We start from the raw sequence: 22,893 nt of genomic DNA on the forward strand, positions 1-22,893 counted from the left end.
CGGCTCTCGCTCCGCTACAGCTCGGTGACCACCAGATCCACCTGCCGTACCCGCCCGGCGGCGGCCGGCTCCTCCGTCACCGTGTGCTTCAGCTCGCGCAGTGTGCCGACCAACTCCCGCGCGGTTCGCGGCCTGGCGCCGGCGAGGAGCAGATCCCGGACCAGCCGCCCCTTGGTCGCCTTGTTGAAGTGGCTCACCACCGAGCGGACGGGGACGCCGTCGACCTCCCGCTCGTGCAGCACCCGCACGGTGACCGTCCGTTCGGCCAGCTCACCGCGCGGCGTCCAGGTGGCCGCGTACGCGCCGGACCGCAGGTCCAGCACCGGGCCCCGACCGGCCGCGCCGGCCAGGACCGGCGTCAACTCCCTGCGCCAGTACGCCGAGAGCGCCCCGACATCCGGCAGGCGGACGCCGATCGGGCAGCGGTACGGCGGGATCCGGTCGGCGAGGCGTACCGCGCCCCACAGCCCGGAGCTGATGAGGATCGACCGGCGGGCCGCCCGCAGCGCCGCCGGTGGCAACGTGGCCAGCTCCAGCGCCTCGTAGAGCACCCCGGTGTAGAGCCGCTCGGCCGGTGCGGTCGCCGCCTCCCGCAGCCGGGCGTTGCGGCGCAGCTCGCCCCGCTGGCCGTCGCTGAGCCCGAGCGTGGCCAACGCCGCCTCCTCGTCCGGCCCCGCGCTGAGCGCCACGAGCGCGTCGAGCACCCGCTCACGGGCCGGATTCAGCTCCGGCAGCGAGAGCTTGTCCGGCGTCCACCGCCGTCCGGTGCCGGCATCGGCCTTGCCCTCCGAGGGTGGCAGCAGGATGAGCATCGGGTCTCCTCGAACGGGTACGGCGGCGGAGCCAGCGTACGACCCGTCCTCACCGCCAGGGCCGCACCGGGGTGTCGGGGTGGTACACGCGATAGCCACCCACCTCGTGGACCGGTGCGGCGTCGGGCCGGTCGGCGAGCAGCCGCCGCAGCCGCCGGTCCATCGGCGAGTCGACCTCCACCACGTAGCCCGGGCGCGCGGCCCGCCCGACCTGCCGCCAGTACGGCCGGTAGCGGTTCTGTCCGGGGGACAGGTCACCGTCGAGCACCCCGCAGACCACCGTCTCGTCCGTGTTGAAGATCAGCCGGTTGCAGGTCCAGTAGTCCCCGTACACCTCGTGGGGTCCGTCGGCGCGCAGCGCGGCGGCCAACTCCCGGGCCTGGCGCTCCTCGGTCCGCGACGCGGCCGTGCCGCTGGTCGCGAAGAGCACGGTGACCACCAGCGTCGTCGCGGCCAGCGCCGTCAGCACGGCGGCGGCCAGTGCGCCGGTCAACCGCCCGAGCACGCCCACCGTGCCCCGCCAGCCGGCCACGGCCGCCGCCCAGAGCGGCCAGAGCACCGCCGGCAGCGACAGTTGCAGCACCGACAGGTAGCGGGCGTTGTCCAGCGGACTGGTCGCGGCGAGCGGACTGCGCACGTACGACAGGAGGGTCAACGCCGCGCCGACGACCAGCGCGAGCTGCACGACCGGCCCGACCCGCGCGGCCCGTGGCGTGCCCGTGGCGCGCCCACCGCGCAGGGTGCCGGTGGCCCGCTCGCCGGGCGCCGTGCCGGCGGCCCGGCGGTACGCGAGGAGCGCGAGCACCGCGGCGACCACCAGCAGCGCCGGGTAGAGCAGCCCGAACCACTGCTGCCAGCGGCCGCAGCCGTCGACCGGGCAGAGCCCGTGCGCCAGTGGCACCCCCTCCAGCAGGCCGCCCCGGATCCGGTCCGACCACGGCGGCAGCGGGCCGGCCTTGGTGCTGACCTCCCGGAACACCGTCAACGAGTCCTCACCCGGCCCGGCACGCAGGTTGTCGACGATCATCGGCGCGATCCCGACCACGAAACCCACCACCAGCAGCAGCCCGGACCAGCCGACCAGTTCCCGCCGGACCGCCCAGACCAGGGCCAGCACGGCGACTCCCAGGTACGGCAGGATCAGCCAGTCCGACCAGGCGGCCAGCCCGGCCAGCAGCCCGAACAGCGCGACGGCCAGCCGACGGTGGCGCACCGACCCGGCGGCCAGCCCCACGGCGATCAGCAGCATCAGCAACACGGCCGGTTTGACCTCCGGCCGGCCGCCGACCACGGTGAGCTGGTCACGCACCACCCGCTCAGGTCCCAGCGCCAGCAGACCGACCACGAGGACGGCGAACCACGGTGTGTAGAGACGCCGGGTGAGCCGGTACACGAGGTAGAGGAAGACCGCGTAGAGGACGAGCATCGGCAGCCGCAGCACCGGCCAGCTCGGCCCGGACACGGCGAGCAGGGGCGCCGCCAGGTACGACTCCAGCATGCCCATGTAGTGCTGCCCGTAGAGGAAGACGGGGTGTTCGCGGCCCTGCCCGATGTGCAGGGCGGCCAGCCCGAAGGTCGCCTCGTCGCTGTTCGACACCGGCACGGTGTACAGCGTCAGGACCAGCCGGTACCCGACGCCGACCAGCCCGAACAGCAGCGCGACGAGCGCCGGCCGGTCGAGTCGCGGACGCCACCGCCCGCGGTGCTGCTCTGGATGCGACACGACCACGCCCCCGTCGTCGTCCCGACCGGAGTGTTTCACGGACCGACGGCCGGCCGGGCCGCTTCCGCCCAGTCCGGCCTGGCTGGCGGGCTGCGGTTCGGACCCGCTCGCGTGGCCGTCGGCGTCGGCGTGTGGCAGGGTTGGCGGGTGCCACCCACACCCGCCGGCCAACTGGCCGTGCCGAACCTGCACCGGGCCGCGCGGATCGAAGACGCCGTGCACCAGCTCGTGGAGCGTCGGCTGCGCCGAACCGGCTGGCGGATCAACATCGTCGCCTACACCGGCTACGGCCGCCCCGGCTGGGTGCGCGTCATGTGCCGGGTGCTACTCGGCCGTCCGGACACCCGCCAGCGGGGTCGGCTGGAGAAGGTCCGCGGCTGGCGCAGCTTCACCACGTTGCCCGCCAAGCACGTCACCGTGCACATCGAGGCCGGCGGGGTGCGGCACGAGGCCCGCGCCGACCGCAGCGGGTTCGTCGACACGCTCGTCGAGGCCGACCTACCACCCGGCTGGGGCACCGTACGGCTCAGCGTCCCCGACGCCGAGCCCGTCGACGCCCCCGTGCGCATCCTCGACCCGGACGTCAAGTTCGGCATCCTCTCCGACATCGACGACACGGTGATGGTGACGGCGCTGCCCCGGCCGCTGCTCGCCGCGTGGAACACCTTCGTCCTCGACGAGCACGCCCGCGCCGCCGTACCCGGTATGGCGGTGCTCTACGAGCGGCTGGTCACCGCGCACCCCGGCGCCCCGGTCTTCTACCTCTCCACCGGCGCGTGGAACGTCGCGCCGACGTTGACGCGGTTCCTGTCCCGGCACCTCTATCCGGCCGGGCCGCTGCTGCTCACCGACTGGGGGCCGACCGCCGACCGGTGGTTCCGCAGCGGCATGGAGCACAAGCGCTCCACCCTCGCCCGACTGGCCCGGGAGTTTCCCGACGTGCGCTGGCTGCTGGTCGGCGACGACGGCCAGCACGACCAGGAGATCTACCGGGAGTTCGCCGCCGCCCACCCGGAGAACGTTGCCGGGGTGGCGATCCGCAGGCTGTCCCCGACGCAGTCGGTGCTGGCCGGTAGCCTGCCCGCCCCGGCTGGGCGACCCTCCGGGCCGGTGGGGCAGAAGTGGCTCTCCGCGCCCGACGGCGCCGGCCTGTGGCAGCTACTCCGCGACGCCGGCCTCGTCTGACGAAGGAGCGTCGTCGTGTGGCGAGCGCTGATCAGCATCGTGTTGGGCCTGCTCCTGGTGACGATAGGGCTCGTCCTCGCGCTGGACTACCGGGGTGTCGCGACGAAACACATCGCCCTCGCCATGAGTGCCGTGCATCCCTTGACGCCGTCGAGAAAACTCGAATGGCAGGACGAGCGACTCGTTGAGCGCCGACGGCGGTTCGTCCTGCTGGACAGGCTCGTCGGAGTGCTGATAGTCCCGGCGGGTCTGGTCATGCTTGTCGCCGGCGGGCAGCATCTGTTGCGTGGCTAGCACGAGGGGGAGGGGCGCTGCGGGTCCAGGATGAACCGGCAGCTCCGTGTGCTCCTCCTTGCGCCCAACCTGAGCCTTGATCACTTGATGGTGACCAGTTCCTGGTGGCCTCTGACAACTGGTCAGCATCAAGTGATCATGCAGATGGCAGGCGGGGTCAGCCCTGGCGGAGCCAGACGACGCCCAGCGGAGGGACCTGGAGGGCCGCCGAGGCGACCAGGCCGTGCCAGGGCACGTCCTCGGCGTGCACCTCGCCCAGGTTGCCCACCCCGGAACCGCCGTAGTGGTGCGCGTCGGTGTTGAGCACCTCGGTCCACGTTCCGCCGGCCGGCAGGCCGATCCGGTAGTCGTGCAGCGGCTGGGCGGAGAAGTTCGCCACGCACACCAGCGTCGAGCCGTCCGGGGCGATGCGGACGAAGGAGACGGTGTTGTTGGCGACGTCGTCTCCGGCGATCCAGCGGAACCCGGCCGGCTCGGTGTCCTGTGCCCACAGCGCCGGGGTGGCCCGGTAGACGCGGTTGAGGTCACCGACGAGCCGCTGCACACCAGCGCGGGCCGGGTCGTGCAGCAGGTACCAGTCGAGGCCCCGTTCCTCGCTCCACTCGCGGTCGTCGGCCAGCTCGGAGCCCATGAAGAGCAACTGCTTGCCGGGGTGTGCCCACATGTACGCCAGCAGCGCCCGGACGTTCGCCAGCCGCTGCCAGGTGTCGCCGGGCATCTTGCCGGCCAGCGAGCCCTTGCCGTGCACGACCTCGTCGTGGCTGATCGGCAGCACGTAGTTCTCGCTCCAGGCGTACGCCAGGGAGAACGTGAGCTGGTGGTGGTGGTGCTGGCGGTAGATCGGGTCCTTCGAGGTGTAGAGCAGGGTGTCGTGCATCCAGCCCATGTTCCACTTGAACCCGAAGCCCAGCCCGCCCTCGGCGGTGGACTGGGTGACCCCCGGCCACGCGGTGGACTCCTCGGCGATCATCACGACGCCGGCGTGGTGCTTGTAGACCGTCGCGTTCACCTCCTGCATGAGCGCGATGGCCTCCAGGTTCTCCCGACCGCCGTACTGGTTGGGGGCCCACTGGCCCGCCTCGCGGGAGTAGTCCAGGTAGAGCATCGAGGCGACCGCGTCGACGCGCAGCCCGTCGACGTGGAACTGGTCGCACCAGTACAGCGCGTTGGCGACCAGGAAGTTGCGCACCTCGCGGCGGCCGAAGTCGAAGACGTACGTGCCCCAGTCGGGGTGCTCGCCGCGACGGGGGTCGGGGTGCTCGTACAGCGGGGTGCCGTCGAAGCGCGCGAGAGCCCACTCGTCCTTGGGAAAGTGCGCGGGCACCCAGTCGAGGATCACTCCGATGCCGGCGGCGTGCAGGGCGTCGACGAGGTGGCGGAACTCGTCCGGGTCGCCGAAGCGGGACGTCGGGGCGTAGTAGCCGGTCACCTGGTAGCCCCAGGAGCCGCCGAACGGGTGCTCCATCACCGGCAGGAACTCCACGTGCGTGAAGCCCAGCTCGGTGACGTACGCGGTGAGCTGGTCGGCCAGCTCCCGGTAGCCGAGGCCGGGTCGCCAGGAGCCGAGGTGCACCTCGTACACGCTCATCGGCTCCTGGTGCGGCTGGCGCTCGGCCCGCCGGGCCAGCCAGTCGGCGTCGTTCCACCGGTACGTCGAGTGGTACACCACCGACGCGGTGGCCGGCGGCACCTCCGCGTACGCCGCCAGGGGGTCGGCCTTGTCCCGCCACTGCCCGTCGGCGCCGAGCACCCGGTACTTGTAGCGGGCGCCGACCCGGGCGTTGGGGACGAACAGCTCCCACACTCCGCTGGAGCCGAGCGAGCGCATCGGCCAGCCGTCGTCCGCGCCCCAGCCGGTGAAGTCACCGATCACGCGTACGCCCTGGGCGTTGGGAGCCCAGACGCTGAACGCCACGCCCTCGTCGAAGACCCGCGCGCCGAGCGCGTCCCACAGCCGTTCGTGCCGGCCCTCGCCGATGAGGTGCAGGTCCAGTTCGCCGAGCGTCGGCGGATAGCGGTACGGGTCGTCGTGCGCGGTGCCGTCGACCTCCACCCGGTAGTCGAGCACACCGCCCTCGACCTGCGCCTCGAAGATGCCCAGGTCGTGCACGCGCTTCATGGGGTGCCGCTCGTCGCCGACGAGCAGGGTCACGTCACCCGCGCCCCGGCGCATCGTGCGGATCGTGGTCGACCCCTCGGCGGGGTGCGCCCCGAGCAGCGCGTGCGGGTCGTGCGTCACACCGGTGATCAGCTGGTCCATCGGTCGTCCTTCGGTGCGGCGTCGGTCGGTGCGGGGGCGGACGGGCGGGGCTTCGTCGAGCGGGCCGCGGCCGAGCGGGGAGGAGCCGGGCGGGGAGCGGAGGGGCGGGCAGCGGACGAACGCGCCGCAGTGCCAGCGCCGCCCGCAGTGCCAGCGCCGCCCGCAGTGCCAGCGCCGCCCGTGAGACCTGCGCCGGCCGCAGTTCCAGCGCCGGCCGTCGGGCCGGTGCCCGGCGTCGGGTCCGTGGCGGACGTCGGTGCGGGGGCCGTCGGTGAGGTGCCACCCGACAGGTCGTCCGGGACGTCGGCGACGGTGAGGTCCGCCGGTTCGACGCCGGCCGGCTCGGGGACGGCGGGCGGCGTCGGGCGGCGGACGGTCAGCACGTGCGCCGGTTGCAGGTACGGGTCGAGCCGTACCGCGTTGCGCTGCCCCCAGTCGTAGCTGGCGCCGGTCAGCTCGTCGTACACGGTGAAACGCTCGTGCCAGTCGAACCCGAGCGCCGGCATGTCGAGCGTGGTGTTGCCCCACTGCACCTCGCGCGAGTCGAACGAGCAGACCACGAGGACCGTGTTGCCGGTCTCCGGGTCGTGCTTCGACCAGCACAGCAGCGCCGGGTTGTCGATCTCGTGGAACCGCAGGTTCCGGAGCTGGTGCAGGGCGGGGTTGTCCTGGCGTACCCGATTGAGGGTGGTCAGGAACGGGGCCAGCGAGCGGCCCTGCGCCTCGGCGGCGGCCCAGTCGCGGGGGCGCAGCTCGTACTTCTCGTTGTTCAGGTACTCCTCGGCGCCCGGGCGGGCCACGTGCTCGAACAGCTCGAAACCGGCGTACAGGCCCCAGGAGGGGGAGAGCAGCGCCGCCAGCACCGCCCGGATCTTGAACATCGGCGGACCGCCGTGCTGCAACGACTCGTGCAGGATGTCCGGCGTGTTGGGCCAGAAGTTCGGCCGCATGTGGTCGGCCGACTCGACCAGCTCCTCGCAGTACTCCCGCATCTGCGCGGCCGTCGTGCGCCAGGTGAAATAGGTGTACGACTGCGTGAAGCCGATCTTGCCGAGCCCGTGCATGATGGCCGGCCGGGTGAACGCCTCGGCGAGGAACAACACGTCCGGGTCGACCTTCTTGACCTCGGCGATGAGCCAGTGCCAGAAGTCGAACGGCTTGGTGTGCGGGTTGTCCACCCGGAAGATCCGGATGCCCTCGCCCACCCAGTGCAGCACCACCCGCAGCACCTCGGCCCGGATGCCCTCCGGGTCGTTGTCGAAGTTGACCGGGTAGATGTCCTGGTACTTCTTCGGCGGGTTCTCCGCGTACGCGATGCTGCCGTCGGCCCGGGTGGTGAACCACTCCGGGTGCTCGGTGACCCACGGGTGGTCCGGCGCGCACTGCAACGCCAGGTCCATCGCCACCTCCAGGCCCTGCGCCGCGGCCGCCTCGATGAAGGCTCGGAAGTCCGCCGGCGTACCCAGGTCGGGGTGGATCGTGTCGTGGCCGCCCTCGGCGGCGCCGATCGCCCACGGCGAGCCCACGTCGGTCGGCCCGGCGGTGAGCGCGTTGTTGCGGCCCTTGCGGTTGATCCGGCCGATCGGGTGGATGGGCGGCAGGTAGAGCACGTCGAAGCCCATCGCGGCGACGCCCGGCAGCCGCTCGGTCGCGGTGGCGAAGGTGCCGGAGCGACCACCCGCCGCTCCTTCGGAGCGCGGGAAGAACTCGTACCAGGCCGAGAAGAGGGCCCGCTTGCGGTCAACCCAGAGGGAGTACGCGTCAGAGACCGTGACCAACTCCCGCACCGGGTGCTCCCAGAGCAGGTCGGCGAGGGCGAGCGCCGGCCCGACACGCTGCGGCAACGGCAGGTCGGTGGCCGCGAGGGCGGTGAGTGCGTCGGCGACGCGCGCGCGGTCGGCGGCCGGCACCAGGTCCTGGGCAGCGGCCAGCACCCGCACGCCCTCGGCGAGGTCGTTGGCGAGATCTTCCGGGCCCTGCCCGGCGGCGATCTTCTTGGTGACCGCGTTCTGCCACGTCAGGTAAGGGTCCTGGAAAGCCTCAACGGTGAAGGTCCAGGAGCCGACGGCGTCCGGGCGGATCGTGGCGTGCCAGCGGTCCTGGCCGGGCTCGCCGGGGCGCATCCGGGTGAACGGCCGTTCCTCACCGTCCGGGCCGGCCCACACCACATTGCAGCCCAGCGCGTCGTGCCCCTCCCGGTAGGCGCGCGCCGACACCGGAACCGGCTCGTCGACGACCGCCTTGGCCGGGTACCGCCCGCACGAGACGACGGGGGAGACGTCTTCGATCGGGAACCGTCCTGTCACTCCGCCAACCTACTGTGCGAGATCCGCTCGCGCGCGGCCAAGCACCCGCCCGGTGGGCACCCGACCCAAGATCCGCTCACTTTCGGGGAAACTGCTGCATCAGAGCGCGTGGATGCAGCAGTTTGCCCGACGTTGCGCGGATCTTCAGGAACCGCTATGCCGGTTCGGGGCCGCCGGTGAGCAGGCGTTCGATCCGGGCGTACTCGGCGGCCATCTCCGGGGTGGCGAGGACGTCGTCGAGGTCGGCCGAGACCTGGAAGTCGACCTCCTCGACAGCGCGGATGGCCAGCTCGTAGATCTCCCCGCGCGCGTTCTCCTCCAGATAGGTGGTCCAGTGCTCCAGCGCGGTGAAGGCCGTCAGGAGACCCTGATCGAGGTCACCGTCGGCGAGGATGCCCTCGTCGATCCGAACCAGCAGCGCGCGCAGCTCCGTCGCGTCGGCCGTTCGCACGTTCTCGCGGGCGCTGGCGAGCGCCGCCCACGCGTCCTCGGTCATCTCGTCGTCGACGGCGGTGTCGAGCAGATCGTCGCGGGTCAGCCGGGTGACCGTGTCGAGGCCGAACGCTCGCAGTTCGTCCTCGCCCGCCGCGACGACCAGGTGCAGGATCGCGGCTTCGAGTTCGTCGTAGCGCATGACGTCAGCGCGCGCCGACGGAGCGGTACACGTCCAGGGTCTGCCGCGCGATGGCGTCCCACGAGAAGTGCTCGACCGCGCGCCGCCGGCCGGCCAGACCGAACCGCTCGGTCCGTGCCGGGTCGGCGAGCAGCCCGTTGATCGCCGCCGCCAGGTCGGCCACGAACGTCTCAGGCTTCAGCGGCGTCCCCGACCCGTCGGTGGCCTGCTCGATCGGCACCAGCAGGCCCGTCTCGCCGTCGGCCACCACCTCGGGGATGCCGCCGGTGGCGGTCGCCACCACCGCCGTCTCGCAGGCCATCGCCTCCAGGTTCACGATGCCCATCGGCTCGTACACCGAGGGGCAGACGAAGACTGTGGCGTGGGTGAGCACCTGGATCACCTCGGGCTTGGGCAGCATCTCGGCCACCCAGACGACGCCGGATCGGTTGGCCCGCAGCTCGGTCACCAGGTCCTCGACCTCGGCGGCGATCTCCGCCGTGTCCGGCGCGCCGGCCAGCAGTACGAGCTGCGTGTCGGCGGGCAGCTCCCGGGCGGCCCGCAGCAGGTAGGGCAGGCCCTTCTGGCGGGTGATCCTGCCCACGTAGACCACGCTGGGCAGCGCCGGGTCGATGCCGAGCCGGTCGAGCACGTCGGTGCCGGAGTCCGGGGCGTACTGCACGGTGTCGATGCCGTTGTAGACCACCCGGACCTTCGCCGGGTCGATCTGCGGGTACGCGGTCAGCACGTCGCTGCGCATGCCCGCACTGACCGCGATCACCGCGTCGGCGGCCTCCATCGCGGTGCGCTCGATCCAGGAGGAGAGCGCGTAGCCGCCGCCGAGCTGCTCGGCCTTCCACGGCCGCAGCGGCTCCAGGCTGTGCGCGGTCACCACGTGCGGCACCCCGTGCAGCAGCTTCGCGGTGTGCCCGGCCAGGTTCGCGTACCACGTGTGGCTGTGCACCACGTCGGTGCCGGCGGCGCCGGCGGCCATCTCCAGGTCCACGCCCATCGTCCGCAGCGCGGCGTTCGCGCCGGTCAGGCCGGGCGGATCGGCGTACGCCGTGACACCCGGCTCCGCGCGGGGGAGGCCGAAGCAGTGCACGCGGACGTCGGCGAGGCGACGCAGCTCCCGGGCCAGGTACTCGACGTGCACGCCCGCGCCGCCGTAGACCTCCGGCGGGTACTCGCGGGTGAGCAGGTCGACGCGCAGCGGGGTGGGTTCCGTCATGACCCCGCACCCTAGTGCAGAAGAGTCCCCGTACGAGTGGTGAAGTGGCACGCGGGTGGATAGCGTCGGGGCATGGCTGCCAAGGTGCTCGCGATCGTCCTGGCGGGTGGGGAGGGCAAGCGCCTGATGCCACTCACCACGGACCGGGCCAAGCCGGCCGTCCCGTTCGGCGGGATGTACCGCATGGTCGACTTCGTCCTCTCCAACCTGGCCAACGCCGGCTATCTCAAGATCGTCGTGCTGACCCAGTACAAGTCCCACTCCCTCGACCGACACATCACCAAGACCTGGCGGATGTCCACGCTGCTCGGCAACTACGTCACCCCGGTTCCGGCGCAGCAGCGCCGCGGGCCGTGGTGGTTCGCCGGCTCGGCCGACGCCATCTACCAGAGCTTCAACCTCATCAACGACGAGCAGCCCGACTACGTGATCGTCTTCGGTGCCGACCACATCTACCGGATGGACCCCCGGCAGATGGTGGAGGACCACATCGCCTCCGGCGCGGCGGTCACCGTGGCGGGCATCCGCCAGCCGCTGTCGATGGCCGACCAGTTCGGTGTCATCGAGGTCAGCGAGGACGGCCGGAAGATCCGCGCGTTCCGCGAGAAGCCCACCGACGCGGTCGGCCTGCCGGACGCGCCGGACGAGATCTACGCCTCGATGGGCAACTACGTCTTCACCACCCGGGCCCTCTGCGAGGCGGTCGAGCGCGACGCCGCCGACAAGAGCAGCAAGCACGACATGGGCGGCAGCATCATCCCGATGCTCGTCGAGCGGGGCGAGGCGAACGTCTACGACTTCCGCGACAACGAGGTGCCGGGCAGCACCGACCGGGACCGGGGCTACTGGCGGGACGTGGGGACGCTCGACTCGTTCTACGACGCGCACATGGATCTGATCAACGTGCACCCCGTCTTCAACCTCTACAACTTCGACTGGCCGATCTACACGGAGCAGCCGCCGTGGCCGCCGGCGAAGTTCGTCCACCAGTGGGGTGAGCGGGTCGGCCGGGCGGTCGGCTCGATGGTCTCGCCCGGTGTGGTGATCTCCGGCTCGCTCGTGGAGAACTCGATCGTGTCGCCGAAGGTGCGGGTGCACTCCTGGGCGCACGTCGAGGGCTCGGTGCTGATGGAAGGCGTCGAGATCGGCCGACACGCGGTGGTCCGACGGGCGATCCTGGACAAGAACGTGTTCGTGCCCGAGGGCGTGGAGATCGGCGTCGACCTGGAGAAGGACCGCCAGCGCTACACCGTCTCCGACAACGGCATCGTGGTCATCGGCAAGGGCCAGAAGGTCGAGCCGTGACCGACCCGCTCACACCGAGGAGGATCCCGCAGTGACCCATCCCCGTGCCGGCCAGCCCGCCGAGCCCGCCGACCTGGTCGACGTGCCGCGCCTGGTGACCGCCTACTACGCCGAGCATCCGGACCCCGCGGACCCGGCGCAGCAGGTCTCCTTCGGCACCTCCGGTCACCGGGGCTCCAGCCTGCGCAACGCGTTCAACTCCGACCACATCCTCGCGGTCACGCAGGCGCTCTGCGACTACCGCCGGGAGCAGGGCCTGGACGGCCCGCTGTTCCTCGCCCGGGACACCCATGCGCTCTCCGCGCCGGCCGCCGTGGACGCGCTGGAGGTCCTCGCCGCGAACGGCGTCACCGTGCTGGTGGACAGCCGCGACGGCTACACCCCCACGCCGGCGCTGTCGCACGCGATCCTCACCCACAACCGGGGGCGCACCAGCGGGCTCGCCGACGGCATCGTCATCACCCCGTCGCACAACCCGCCGGACGACGGCGGTTTCAAGTACAACCCCACCAACGGCGGGCCGGCCGACACCGACGTCACCCGGTGGATCCAGGACCGGGCCAACGCGATCCTGACCGCCGGGCTCAAGGAGGTCCGGCGGATCACCTACGCGCGAGCCCGGGCCGCCGACACCACCGGGGAGTACGACTTCCTCGCCCACTACGTCGACGACCTGCCGGCCGCGATCGACATCGACGCCATCCGCGACGCCGGCATCCGTATCGGCGCGGACCCGCTGGGCGGTGCCAGCGTGGCGTACTGGGGTGAGATCGCCGAGCGACACCGGCTGGACCTGACCGTGGTCAACCCGACGGTCGACCCGACCTGGCGGTTCATGACCCTCGACGGCGACGGCAAGATCCGGATGGACTGCTCCTCGCCGAACGCGATGGCGTCGCTGATCGCCGCTCGCGCCGACTACCAGATCTCCACGGGCAACGACGCGGACGCCGACCGGCACGGCATCGTCACCCCCGACGGCGGCCTCATGAATCCCAACCACTTCCTGGCGGTGGCGATCGGGCACCTGTTCCGTACGCGCGCCGACTGGGGGCCGGACGCCGCCGTGGGCAAGACCCTGGTGTCGTCCTCGATGATCGACCGGGTGGCTGCCGACCTGGGCCGACCGCTGCTGGAGGTGCCGGTCGGGTTCAAGTGGTTCGTGCCCGGCCTGCTCGACGGGGCGGTCGGTTTCGGCGGCGAGGAGAGCGCCGGGGCGTCGTTCCTGCGCCGCGACGGCTCCACCTGGACCACCGACAAGGACGGCATCCTGCTCTGTCTGCTGGCCTCCGAGATCCTGGCCACCACCGGGCGCAGTCCGAGCGAGCACTGGGCGGAGCTGGCCGAGCGCTTCGGCGCGCCCGCGTACGCCCGGATCGACGCCCCGGCCACCCGCGAGCAGAAGGCGGTGCTCGCCAAGCTCTCCCCGGACCAGGTGACCGCTACCGAGCTGGCCGGCGAACCGATCACCGCGACCCTGACCACAGCCCCCGGCAACAACGCCCCGATCGGCGGCCTGAAGGTCAGCACGGAGTCCGGCTGGTTCGCCGCGCGCCCCTCGGGCACGGAAGACGTCTACAAGATCTACGCCGAGTCCTTCCAGGGCCCCGACCACCTGAAGAAGATCCAGGAAGAAGCCAAAACCCTGGTAGACCAAGCCCTGACCCAAACCCCCTAACCCAACCCCCCCACCCCCCGCCCCCCAGGGGGCAGGCCCCCGCACCCGCCGCCCACCCCGTTGATCATGAAGTTATTGCCACGACACGCCGAGGCGGACGGCAATAACTTCATGATCAACGGGGTCCGGGGGTGGGGGTGGGGACCGGGCACCCGGGGGGGTTAGCAGCGTGGGGGGATGTCTTTTTCGTTGGGGTTCTGGAGTTCCTTGGGGATCAGGGCCTTCAGTTGTTCCGGGAGGAACGGTAGGTCCAGGAGGCTCATCTTCAACTGGTTGCGCTCCTGGTAGCGCAGCGGGTCGAAGCGGACCACCAACCCGGCGTTGCGCCGATAGCTGATCTCCACAGCGCCCTCGTCGGCCGCGTCGCGGTAGACCAACCCGTCCATCTCCACCACGACGGATGACGAGTGCGGCTCCAACTCCAGCCGGATCTTCTCGTCGCCGGAGAGCACCACCGAGCGGGAGATGCCGGCCATCGGCGCGGACGGCGTGACGACCACGGCGTCCGCCGCCGGGGAGATCAACGGACCGCCGGCGGCGTAGCTGTACGCGGTGGAGCCGATCGGCGTACTCACCACCACGGCGTCGGCCCGGTAGGAGCCGTAGCGCTGCCCGTCGATGGCGAGGGTGGCGCTGACGAAGCCCGAGCCGGGCCGCCGGACCAGCGCGATGTCGTTGAACGCCACGACGTCGTCGCCGCACACGTCGCAGGCCAGGCAGGCGTGCGACTCGATGGTGAAGTCCTTGGACAGCAGCCGGCTCAGCGCCTCCGGCAACGCGGGTGGCTCGATCTCGACGAGGAAACCGAGGCGGCCCAGGTGGACGCCGAGCACCGGCTTCGGGTCGAGAATGGCCGAGCGCAGCGCGCCCAGCATGGTGCCGTCACCGCCGATGCTGATCAACGCGTCGGCGCGGACGGCCACCTCCATCTCCGGCAGGGGCTCGACGGTGGCCGGCACCCGGTGCTTGTCCTCAGCGCGCACGTAGAGCGTCTTGTGGTGGCGCGTCGCCCACCGTTCGATGATCCCGACCACCTCGGTGACATCCCGGGTGGGGTGCAGTACCAGACCCAGTCCCGACACCCGTACAGCTCACCACACCGGTGTCGGACGCGTCCGGCGTACACCCGAAGGTGCGCCGGCGGTCCCACGGGCCGCCGGCGCACCTCGTACCGTCAGCGGCGCGGCCGCCCGGTCAGGTGGGTCAGCGAGCGGGCGACGAGGTCGTTCCGCGCGGCCGGCGGCAGGCCCTCCAGCCCGAAGCCCAGGTAGACGGTGTCCGCGGTGACCACCACGGACCCCTCCTCGAACGCCTGCTGGCTGCGCGACCAGTCGGTGGCGTTACCGGCGGAACCGGCGGGCGGACCGGCCACGGTCCAACCGCCCAGGTCCTCGGTCTCGAACGAGGTCTCGGTGACCGTGGCGCCGTCGACGAGCACCCGGGCGTCGTCCAGGAACACACCCAGGCCCTGGGTGCCCCAGTCGGAGACGTACGAGATCGACACCTCGACCTGCTTGCCGGCGTACGCCGTGAGGTCGACCGAGATGTCCTGCCAGCCGCCGGACGCTCCGGTGATGGCGTACCACTGGCCCGTGCTGCCGGTGGGCGAACAGTCCGTGCTCTGGTAGTGCGCGAGGAACGGATGCAGGCTCTGCCACCCCGACTCGCAACTGTCCCCGGTCTCCTGGCCGGTGTGCCCGTTGGCGTCGGGCAGCGTGGTCCAGTCGTCGCTGCCCACCTCATGCGCCTCGACGATCAGGAAGTCCCAGTTCGTCTCGATGTCGTACGAGGCGGCGAAACGCAGCTCGCCGCTCGTGGCTCCGGTCAGGTCCACGGTGCGGGTGAGCCGCTTGTACGACTCGTCGGCCTGCCCGCTCCACAGGTACCAGTCACCCGTGCGCGGGTCGAACGGCGCTGACCCCGGACGCACCCAGTCCACCGGCGCGGAGCTGGCGAACTGCGGGAAGTCGTCCACCGGCAGGAAGCTCGACGTGGTCAGGAACGAGGCCGTGTGGGTCTGGTTGCCGGCCGAGCCGGGCGCGTTGAGGGTGCCCGACAGTCCGGCGTACGCCCCGTCGACGCCCTGGACCGGGTACGGGCCGTCGTCGCCCGTGCCGCCGTCGCTGACGTAGGTGTGCGCGCCCAGCCAGTACTGCTGGAAGTCGTTCAGCAGCGGCAGGCAGGCCGGGTCGTCCCCGTCGGTGCACTCCGGCGGCGCGTCCGGCTGGTACACGTACGCGCCGTTGGCGCCCTGCGCGTAGAGGGCGTACTGGCCGCTGACGAGCAGCTTGCCGCCCTCGTTGAGGTAGTCACGCACGGCCAGTTCGGTGTCCAGCGCGGCCTTGGCCGTCGTGCCGGCCACCTGACCGGGGGAGCGCAGGATGATGTCGTCACCGGTTTCCCAGACCACCGCCTTGTAGTGCGACAGCACGCCCAGCGGGTGCGGGGCCGTGCGACGCATGGCGTCGAAGTCGTACACGTCGCTGGTGCGTCCGGCGGCGGTCAGCGACGCGGCGATCTCGTCGGCGTACCTGGCGCCGGCGCCGGTCTGCGCCGGGCTCAGCCCGGTGACGTCCTCCATCGCGAGGACCAGCACGTCGCCGCCGATGTCGGTGTGCACCCGGTAGGTGAAGTGCTCGCTGGCCACCACCCCGGCGCGCTGCTTGACGCCGGTGAACCAGACCTCCACCCGGTCCCCGGGCTTGGCGCCGGTGACCGTGCCGCGCAGTTCGGCGTAGTAGTCGTCGTTGGTGTCGCCGTACCGCTCGCCGCCGCGCCACTCGCGGACCCCGACCGTCTTCGGCCGACCGCCGTTGACCGTGTAGTGCATGCGCACGTTCTTCAGGGCGCGGCGGGTGATGGAGGCGACCTGCTGGGTGCGCCCGTACGAGGTGTCGAAGGTGTCCACCACGAAGTCGGGCGTGCTGCGACCCACCACCGACACCGGGTCGTCCGGGTCGGCCGCGGACTTCGCCACGGCCAGCGCGAACGGCAGGTTCTTGGCGACCTCGCCGGCGATCAGCGTCTCGTCGTCGGGGAAGATGAAGTCGCTGACGCAGTCCTCCGGACGCCACTCGTCGTCCGGGTCGACAGCCGCCGCCGAGTCGCAGGTCGACATCTCCGGGGTGAAGCCCAGCGTGCCGTACCTGACGGTGGCGTGGCTGTCGGTGTCGCCGTTGGTGGTGTACAGCTCGGCGGAGATGTCCGGGTCGTAGCCGGGAACGGCCGGATGGGCGTCGTCGCCGGCCATCGCCTCGTAGATCACGTCATCGGGTGTCGGCGTGCTGACCTGCCAGCCGACGCCGTAGAGCAGCAGTTGGGCCGCCGAGTGGTAGTTGACGTAGAACTCGAAGCCGACCCGGCGCAGCAGCCCGTCCAGGGCCCTCGTCTCCGGCTCGGAGGAGGGTCGGGGGCCCCGGTAGGTCTCGCTGTTCGGGTCGGGCGAGGAGCCCTCGTTGTCGTACCCCCACTTGAAGGAGAAGTTGCGGTTCAGGTCGACGCCGTCGCCGGGGCCGATCTGGCCGTCGCCGTTGTTGTCCCGCAGGTTCTTGCGCCAGAGGCGGTTGCCGGGGGTGAACGTGTAGTCGTAGCCGTCCGGGTTGGCGACCGGCAGGAACCACAGCTCGGTCGTGTCGAGCAGGCGGGTGATCTGCCGGTCCTTGCCGTAGCCGTCGAGGACGTGGTGCATGAGGCGGCGGGTCATCTCCGGAGTGATCCACTCGCGGGCGTGTTGCGCGCCGGAGTAGAGGACCGCCGGTCGCTGGCCGTCGCGGACCTTGCGCGCGTCCTTGGTCACCTTCACGGCGAGGATCGGTTTGCCCTGCTGGGTCCTGCCGATCGTCTCCAACTTGGCCAGTTTCGGGAACCGCGCCGCGGTGGCGGTCATCTCGTCACGCAGGCCGCCCGGTTCGCTGTACGGGCGGAACGCCGACCAGCCTCCGGCGGCCTGCTCCCGGAGCGCCTGCGACGCGTCCTTGCCGCGGACCTTCTTCACCCGCAGGGGTACGCCCTTGTCGATGAGCCGCTTCGCCTGCCGCGGGGTGAGGACAGTCTCGACGGTGGTGCGTCCGGCCGAGTCCGCCGTGGCGTCGTGACCGAGGTCCACACCGGCCTCGCGCAGCAGGTCCCGCTGCTTTCCGTCGACCGTGCCGACGTACACCTCCAGGCCCTCGCGGGCGGCGGGATCCGATGGTGGCCGCGCGCTCGCCGGTGGGGCCAGTGCCAGGGCTCCGAGCAGGGTGACCACGCCGGCGATCGCCAGTCGTCTCGGTCTCATCGCGCCTCCTTGGGTGAAGGACCTGTAGGCGCGAGCCTTCGGTCTGCCCCGAGAGATGTCAATAGGTCGATGAGTGGCGGCCGGCTGACCGTCCGTGGCCCAGTTAACCAGCATTTCGGCATCGAAGCCGCATTCCGCACGTACGCTCACTCGTTGTCCGCAGTGGTGGTGACGACATCGGATAGGGGAGGCCGCTGATGCGCGTATCCTCGCGCCGCCCGAGGCGCGCGATCGTGGGGCTGGCCCGTCTCCTGGACCTGATCGGGGCCACCGCGACCCGGGCGCGCAGGGCCCTGCGAGGTGTGGCGAACGTCGGTCGGTTCGCCGCCTACGGGGACAACTTCGCTTTCGACCCGGACGGCGTCTACACCTACGAGACGATCGAGGTGGGCCGCAACGTCGATCTCGGGCATCGTCCGATCCTCATGGCTCTTCGATCTCGGATCCGGATCGGGGACAACGTCATGTTCGGCCCGGAGGTGACCATCCGGGGCGGCAACCACCGGATCGACCGCGTCGGCGTGCCGATGGTCGCCGTCGAGAAGGGGTCCGCCGACGGCGACCTCGACCGGGGGGTGACGATTGGTGACGACGTCTGGGTCGGCACCCGTGCCGTCATCCTGCACGGCGTCACGATCGGTCGTGGCGCGGTGATCGGGGCCGGCGCCGTGGTGACCCGTTCCGTGCCGGCCTACGCGATCGCCGCCGGCAATCCGGCCCGGGTGATCCGGTTGCGCTGGCCAGTGGAGACGATCATTTCGCACGAGCAGCTGGTCTATCCCCCGGAGCGCCGACTGACGCCGACGGATCTGGCGGCGCTGCGGGACCTGCCCGGGGCCGAGCCGCGGCCGACCTCGACCGAGGCTGCCCTCCACTGAGGCATGGGACCCGTCTTGTAGTCGTGTGATGACGAAACGTGACGGTCGCTGCGGATGCTCGTTGGACCGGATGACCACTGAACGGTGCCCGGAGGCGAACGCATGCGACTACTCATCACCGGCGGTGCGGGGTTCATCGGGTCCAACCTGGCCCGTGCCGCGATCCTGCGCAGCAGCGTCACCGACATCCGGATTCTCGACGACCTGGTCACGGGGCGGATGAGCAACCTCGACGGCCTCGACGTGGACACGATTCCCGGCTCGATGCTCGACGACGACGCGCTGGATCGGGCGATGGTCGGCCGGGACGCGGTGGTGCACCTGGCCGCGCTGCCGAGCGTGCCGCGTTCGCTGCGTGACCCGATCGCCTCACACCACGCCAACGCCACCGGCACGCTGCGGGTCCTCGAGGCCGCTCGCCGGCACGGGGTGGGCCATGTCGTCGTCGCCTCGTCCTCCTCGGTCTACGGCGCGAACCCCACCCTGCCGAAGACCGAGCTCGCCTGGACCCGTCCGCTCAGCCCGTACGCCGTGAGCAAGCTCGCCACCGAGGCGTACGCGCTGGCCTACCAGACGTCCTTCGGCCTACCCACCCTCGCGTTCCGGTTCTTCAACGTCTACGGCCCCGCTCAACGGCACGACCACGGCTATGCCGCCGTCATACCCCGCTTCGTCTACGCGGCGCTGCGTGGCGAGGAGATCGAACTCCACGGCGACGGTGGGCAGTCCCGCGACTTCACCTACGTCGAGACGGTCTGCGCCGTGCTGCTCGACGCCGTCGAACGGTCGGTGTCCCATCCTCAGCCGGTCAATCTCGCCTTCGGCGCCCGGGCGGAGCTGCACACCGTGGTGTCCGAGTTGGAGCAGATCATCGGTCGCCCGATCGCCCGGCGGCACGTGGCGCCACGTCCGGGGGACGTCCGGCACTCCGAGGCCGACAACCGGGTTCTCCGCTCGCTCTTTCCGCAGGTGGTTCCGACTCCCCGGATCGACGGTCTGCGAGCCACCGTCGAGTGGTTCGAGGCGCATGTGATGAAGCAGCCCGCCTGATGGTCGACCGGCCCCCGGGTGCCGGCGCGGTCTCACCTGCCCTGGTCGACACGGTCGACCAGACGCCCGCGGACACCGCGCGAACGGAACGGACCACGACGGCGCAAGCGGCGGTACGCGAGGACGACGACCTGTCGGTGGCGCGGCGCTCGCGAGGCCGGGCACTCGTCGCCGGCATCGCCTCGTCGCTCGCGGGCAAAGCCGTCGGCCTGGTCGCGCCACTGCTGATCACCCCCGTCGCCTTCCGCTATCTCGGCCCCGAGCGGTACGGCATGTGGATGGCGATCACGTCACTGACCGCGATGGCGCTGTTCGCCGACTTCGGCCTGGGAAACGGCCTGCTCACCCGGCTCTCACGGCTGTACGCCACCGGTGACCGTCGGGCGGCGGCCCGGGAGATCGCCAGCGCGTACGCCCTGCTCGGCACGCTGGCGGTGACGTTGCTGCTGGTGCTCGTGGCGTCTGTCCGGTGGGTGGCCTGGCCGTCGCTGTTGAATGTGACCGACCCGGTGGTGGCCCGCGACGCCCGAGCGGTCGTGCTGCTCTGCTTCGGCGCCTTCCTGGTCAACATTCCGCTGGCCCTCATCCAACGGGTGCAGTACGCCCACCAGCAGGTCGGAGCGAGCAACCTCTGGCAGGCGGCCGGCAGCCTGATCTCGGCGGGCCTGGTGGTGGTTGCCGCCGGCGCGAAGGCCGACCCGGTCCTGGTGATCGCGGCCGCGGTGCTTGCCGTGCCCCTGATGAGCCTGGCCAACTCCGTCTGGTTCTTCGGCTGGCAGCAACCCGATCTCCGACCGCGCCTGAGGGACGTACGAGCCACGAAGGTGCGCGGCCTCCTCCGGCTGGGGTCCCGGTTCTTCGGGCTCTCGGTGCTCACCTCCCTCGCCCTCAACCTCGACGGCTTCCTCGTCGGTCGGGTGCTGGGTCTGCACGCGGCCGCGAACTACGCGGTGATCCTGCGGATGTTCGCCGTGCTGGCGCTGTTCGTCACTCTGGTCAATCTGCCGCTCTGGCCGGCCAACGGCGAAGCTCTCGCCCGGGGCGACGTGAGCTGGGTGCGACGTAGCACCCGACGGATGATCTACCTGTCCGCCGCGGCGGTGGCGCTCCCCGCGCTGTGCCTCGTGCTGGGTGGCAACGACATCCTGCGCATCTGGGTGCGGTCGGACGACCTCGAGCGGGTGCCGATCCCGCTGTTCGTCGCGCTCGCCGTGTGGTCGGTGTCCGTCGCCGTCGCGTCGCCGCTCTTCATGGTGCAGAACAGCGTCGGGCTGCTGGGGCCACAGTTCATCGGGTGGGTGGCCTGCCTGCTTGTCGCCGTACCGCTGAAGATCCTGTTGGCCGGCAGCGAAGGTCTGTCCGGTGTCGCAATCGCCTCGGCGCTGTCGTACGGGGTGACCGTGCTCCCCGCCGCCATCGTCGGTTACCGAAAGGCGTTGGCGGAAGTTTCCGCCAGGACGTCCACTTCACCTGAGATGGAGCATGATGGTGCGCAGCATCCTCGCTGCCCTGCGTGATCGCCGAGCGGCGGCCCGCGACCCGGAAGGGTTCGCGCGCTCCATCGGCGTGAATCTGCGCGGGCGCGCGCGTTTCTACGGCGTCAACCGGAGCATGTTCGGCTCCGAGCCCTGGCTGATCACACTTGGCGACAACGTCTACATCACCGCCGGCGTGCAGTTCCTCACGCATGACGGCGGCACCCTCATCCTGCGCCGGGAGTACCCGGATCTCGAGTGGACCGCGCCGATCAGTGTCGGCGACGACGTCTACATCGGTGTCCGGTCGATCATCATGCCGGGGGTCCGGATCGGGGATCGATGCATCATCGGAGCCGGCTCGGTCGTGACCCGTGACGTTCCGGACGGGAGCGTCGCCGCTGGTGTGCCCGCGCGCGTTCTCCGCAGCACCGACGAGTACCTCGCCGCGATGCGGGCCAAGTCGCTCGGCTGTGGCCACCTGCCGGCTCAGGAGAAGGCTGCGGTGATCCGCGAGATCTACGGCGTGTCGCGGTCCTAGACAGGGGGCCGACCGGCCACGAACGCGCTGACCGCCGACACCCAGGCGCGGTAGTCGAACGCTGAAGCCCGATCCCGGGCAGAGCGGCTCATCTGCCACCACTGCGCGTCGTCGAGGGCGAGCGCCCGCCGAAGGCCGTCCCGGACGTCGTCCGCGTCAGGCCCCGCCAGCACGATGCCCTCGCGCCCGTCGTCGATGTACGTCGCCAGGTCGCTGGTGTGGTTGAGCAGAACCGGGCAGCCGGCGGCCAGGCTCTCGGGCACCTTCGACGGAAAGCCCGCATCGGCGTAGCCCCCGGTGGGTCGGACCAGCACCGAGTAGTGCGCCGTGCGCAGCTCGGCCAGGACGCGGTCACGCGACACCCGGCCCAGAAAGACGATCTGGTCGGCGAGGTCCGCCACGACGCTGTCGTCCAGGTCGGACATGGTGGCGGCCTGCTCCCGGGTCATGCCGGCCACGGTCAGCCGTACCCGCCGACGATCGGGCTCCGGCAGCCGGCGGATGCCCTCCAGCAGGGCGGCGAGACGATCCTTGGGGCCGGCGGTGCCGGCGTACAGCAGCCGTAGGCCGTCCTTCAGTGGCGGTGGCGCCGGTGGGCGGTAATCGGCGCAGTCGACCTGGGGCGGCACCACCAGGATGGGGCGGTTCCCTCGGCTGAGGCGTCGTCGCAGCGTCGTGGAGATCGCGATCACCCGATCGGCCAGGTGTCCCGCGAGGAGCGAGTGCCATCGGTGCCGGATGAAGTAGGGCGTCAGGCGTCCGTGGCGGAACTGTCCGGGCTCGTGCCGTTCGAGCACGTCGACAGTCAACGGGCAGCGCATCGTCAGCCGCAGCACGATCCACGTGGTCAGGTTCCACAGTCCCAGCGGAAGGCAGATGCCGGTGACCTCGCCGGTGGGTATGCCCGTTTGACGCAGTGCCCTGAGTACGCGCAGTGGACGACTCTGCCGGTGTGCCCAGCGCCGGAGTCTCCCGCCCCCGTCAGCGGCGAACAGCGTGATCAGCCGCAGCTCGGGTGGCAGGTCGACCGGCTCGGGTGGGCGTTCGGTGCCGGGCCAGTCGTTCACGATCACGGTGGTCGCGCCCGGGGGAGTCGCGGAGCGAGCGAGCTGGAGCAGCCGGTTCGACATGGCGTCGCCGTGCGGGAACCGGTACGCGGCCACCATGACCACTCGTGGTACCGGCTCGCCCGAGTCGATCGCCGACTGAGCCGGAGAGGTGAGAGTCTCGTCGCTTTTCATGCGTTCCGTTCGTATAAAGCGTGTC

Annotated in this window: 16 protein-coding genes and 1 pseudogene; 8 read left to right on the top strand and 9 right to left on the bottom strand. The window is 71.1% G+C overall.

The genetic code is table 11. The features are described 5' to 3' along the window. Positions 1 to 14 precede the first annotated feature (14 nt). Both yaaA and ACQPZK_RS10235 read right to left on the bottom strand, forming a co-directional pair. Complete coding sequence (gene yaaA / locus ACQPZK_RS10230; protein ID WP_433538062.1) at positions 15 to 812, bottom strand: peroxide stress protein YaaA; 798 nt, start codon at positions 810 to 812, stop codon at positions 15 to 17. Positions 813 to 861: 49 nt separating this feature from the next. Then, complete coding sequence (locus ACQPZK_RS10235) at positions 862 to 2,535, bottom strand: ArnT family glycosyltransferase (RefSeq protein ID WP_433538063.1); 1,674 nt, start codon at positions 2,533 to 2,535, stop codon at positions 862 to 864. 147 nt (positions 2,536 to 2,682) lie between these two features. Here ACQPZK_RS10235 and ACQPZK_RS10240 point away from each other — a divergent pair, with 147 nt between their 5' ends. Both ACQPZK_RS10240 and ACQPZK_RS10245 read left to right on the top strand, forming a co-directional pair. Further along, a complete protein-coding gene (locus ACQPZK_RS10240; protein WP_433538064.1) occupies positions 2,683 to 3,720 on the top strand; it encodes an App1 family protein in 1,038 nt (345 codons plus the stop codon). Between the two features lie 15 nt (positions 3,721 to 3,735). Further along, a complete protein-coding gene (locus tag ACQPZK_RS10245) occupies positions 3,736 to 4,014 on the top strand; it encodes a hypothetical protein (protein ID WP_433538065.1) in 279 nt (92 codons plus the stop codon). 157 nt (positions 4,015 to 4,171) lie between these two features. On the opposite strand, the gene glgB is transcribed toward ACQPZK_RS10245, so the two are convergent. The 4 genes and pseudogenes from glgB to glgA all read right to left on the bottom strand — a co-directional run bounded on the left by glgB (position 4,172) and on the right by glgA (position 10,424). Then, positions 4,172 to 6,274 (bottom strand): 1,4-alpha-glucan branching protein GlgB, encoded by a 2,103-nt coding sequence (gene glgB, locus ACQPZK_RS10250; protein WP_433538066.1) that lies wholly within the window; start codon positions 6,272 to 6,274, stop codon positions 4,172 to 4,174. Positions 6,275 to 6,531: 257 nt separating this feature from the next. Next, positions 6,532 to 8,580: pseudogene (locus ACQPZK_RS10255) on the bottom strand (maltotransferase domain-containing protein); the annotation flags it as partial. Positions 8,581 to 8,734: 154 nt separating this feature from the next. Then, positions 8,735 to 9,214 (bottom strand): hypothetical protein, encoded by a 480-nt coding sequence (locus ACQPZK_RS10260; RefSeq protein ID WP_433538067.1) that lies wholly within the window; start codon positions 9,212 to 9,214, stop codon positions 8,735 to 8,737. Positions 9,215 to 9,218: 4 nt separating this feature from the next. After that, on the bottom strand, positions 9,219 to 10,424 hold the full coding sequence (gene glgA / locus ACQPZK_RS10265) for a glycogen synthase (RefSeq protein WP_433538068.1): 1,206 nt from the start codon (positions 10,422 to 10,424) through the stop codon (positions 9,219 to 9,221). Positions 10,425 to 10,496: 72 nt separating this feature from the next. Between glgA and glgC the strand changes: the two genes are divergently transcribed. Both glgC and pgm read left to right on the top strand, forming a co-directional pair. Beyond that, complete coding sequence (gene glgC, locus ACQPZK_RS10270; protein WP_433538069.1) at positions 10,497 to 11,729, top strand: glucose-1-phosphate adenylyltransferase; 1,233 nt, start codon at positions 10,497 to 10,499, stop codon at positions 11,727 to 11,729. Between the two features lie 31 nt (positions 11,730 to 11,760). After that, positions 11,761 to 13,407, top strand: coding sequence for a phosphoglucomutase (alpha-D-glucose-1,6-bisphosphate-dependent) (gene pgm, locus ACQPZK_RS10275; RefSeq protein WP_433538070.1), 1,647 nt, complete (start codon positions 11,761 to 11,763; stop codon positions 13,405 to 13,407). A 161-nt stretch (positions 13,408 to 13,568) separates the two neighbouring features. On the opposite strand, the gene ACQPZK_RS10280 is transcribed toward pgm, so the two are convergent. Next, on the bottom strand, positions 13,569 to 14,480 hold the full coding sequence (locus ACQPZK_RS10280) for an NAD(+)/NADH kinase (RefSeq protein WP_433539164.1): 912 nt from the start codon (positions 14,478 to 14,480) through the stop codon (positions 13,569 to 13,571). A gap of 101 nt (positions 14,481 to 14,581) precedes the next feature. Then, the gene (locus ACQPZK_RS10285) at positions 14,582 to 17,683 is read right to left on the bottom strand and encodes a M14 family zinc carboxypeptidase (RefSeq protein WP_433538071.1); all 3,102 of its coding nucleotides are present in this window, start codon (positions 17,681 to 17,683) and stop codon (positions 14,582 to 14,584) included. Positions 17,684 to 17,880: 197 nt separating this feature from the next. Between ACQPZK_RS10285 and ACQPZK_RS10290 the strand changes: the two genes are divergently transcribed. From ACQPZK_RS10290 to ACQPZK_RS10305, 4 genes are all read left to right on the top strand, one after another. Next, positions 17,881 to 18,561 carry an acyltransferase gene (locus ACQPZK_RS10290; RefSeq protein ID WP_433538072.1) on the top strand — a complete coding sequence of 227 codons (681 nt, stop codon included), beginning with the start codon at positions 17,881 to 17,883 and terminating at the stop codon, positions 18,559 to 18,561. A gap of 102 nt (positions 18,562 to 18,663) precedes the next feature. After that, a complete protein-coding gene (locus tag ACQPZK_RS10295; protein WP_433538073.1) occupies positions 18,664 to 19,611 on the top strand; it encodes an NAD-dependent epimerase/dehydratase family protein in 948 nt (315 codons plus the stop codon). Further along, positions 19,611 to 21,128: a lipopolysaccharide biosynthesis protein gene (locus ACQPZK_RS10300; protein ID WP_433538074.1), complete on the top strand. Its 1,518-nt coding sequence runs from the start codon at positions 19,611 to 19,613 to the stop codon at positions 21,126 to 21,128. Before ACQPZK_RS10295 ends, ACQPZK_RS10300 begins: the two co-directional genes overlap by 1 nt. Further along, positions 21,094 to 21,627, top strand: a complete 534-nt coding sequence (locus ACQPZK_RS10305; RefSeq protein ID WP_433538075.1) for a DapH/DapD/GlmU-related protein — start codon at positions 21,094 to 21,096, stop codon at positions 21,625 to 21,627. Before ACQPZK_RS10300 ends, ACQPZK_RS10305 begins: the two co-directional genes overlap by 35 nt. Here the strand turns inward: ACQPZK_RS10305 and ACQPZK_RS10310 are convergent. Then, positions 21,624 to 22,868 (bottom strand): glycosyltransferase, encoded by a 1,245-nt coding sequence (locus ACQPZK_RS10310; RefSeq protein WP_433538076.1) that lies wholly within the window; start codon positions 22,866 to 22,868, stop codon positions 21,624 to 21,626. The two genes, ACQPZK_RS10305 and ACQPZK_RS10310, sit on opposite strands and share 4 nt — an antisense overlap. Positions 22,869 to 22,893 lie beyond the last annotated feature (25 nt).

Origin of the sequence: Micromonospora sp. CA-249363, from assembly GCF_050950185.1 — a bacterium.
Classification (GTDB): Bacteria; Actinomycetota; Actinomycetes; order Mycobacteriales; family Micromonosporaceae; genus Micromonospora.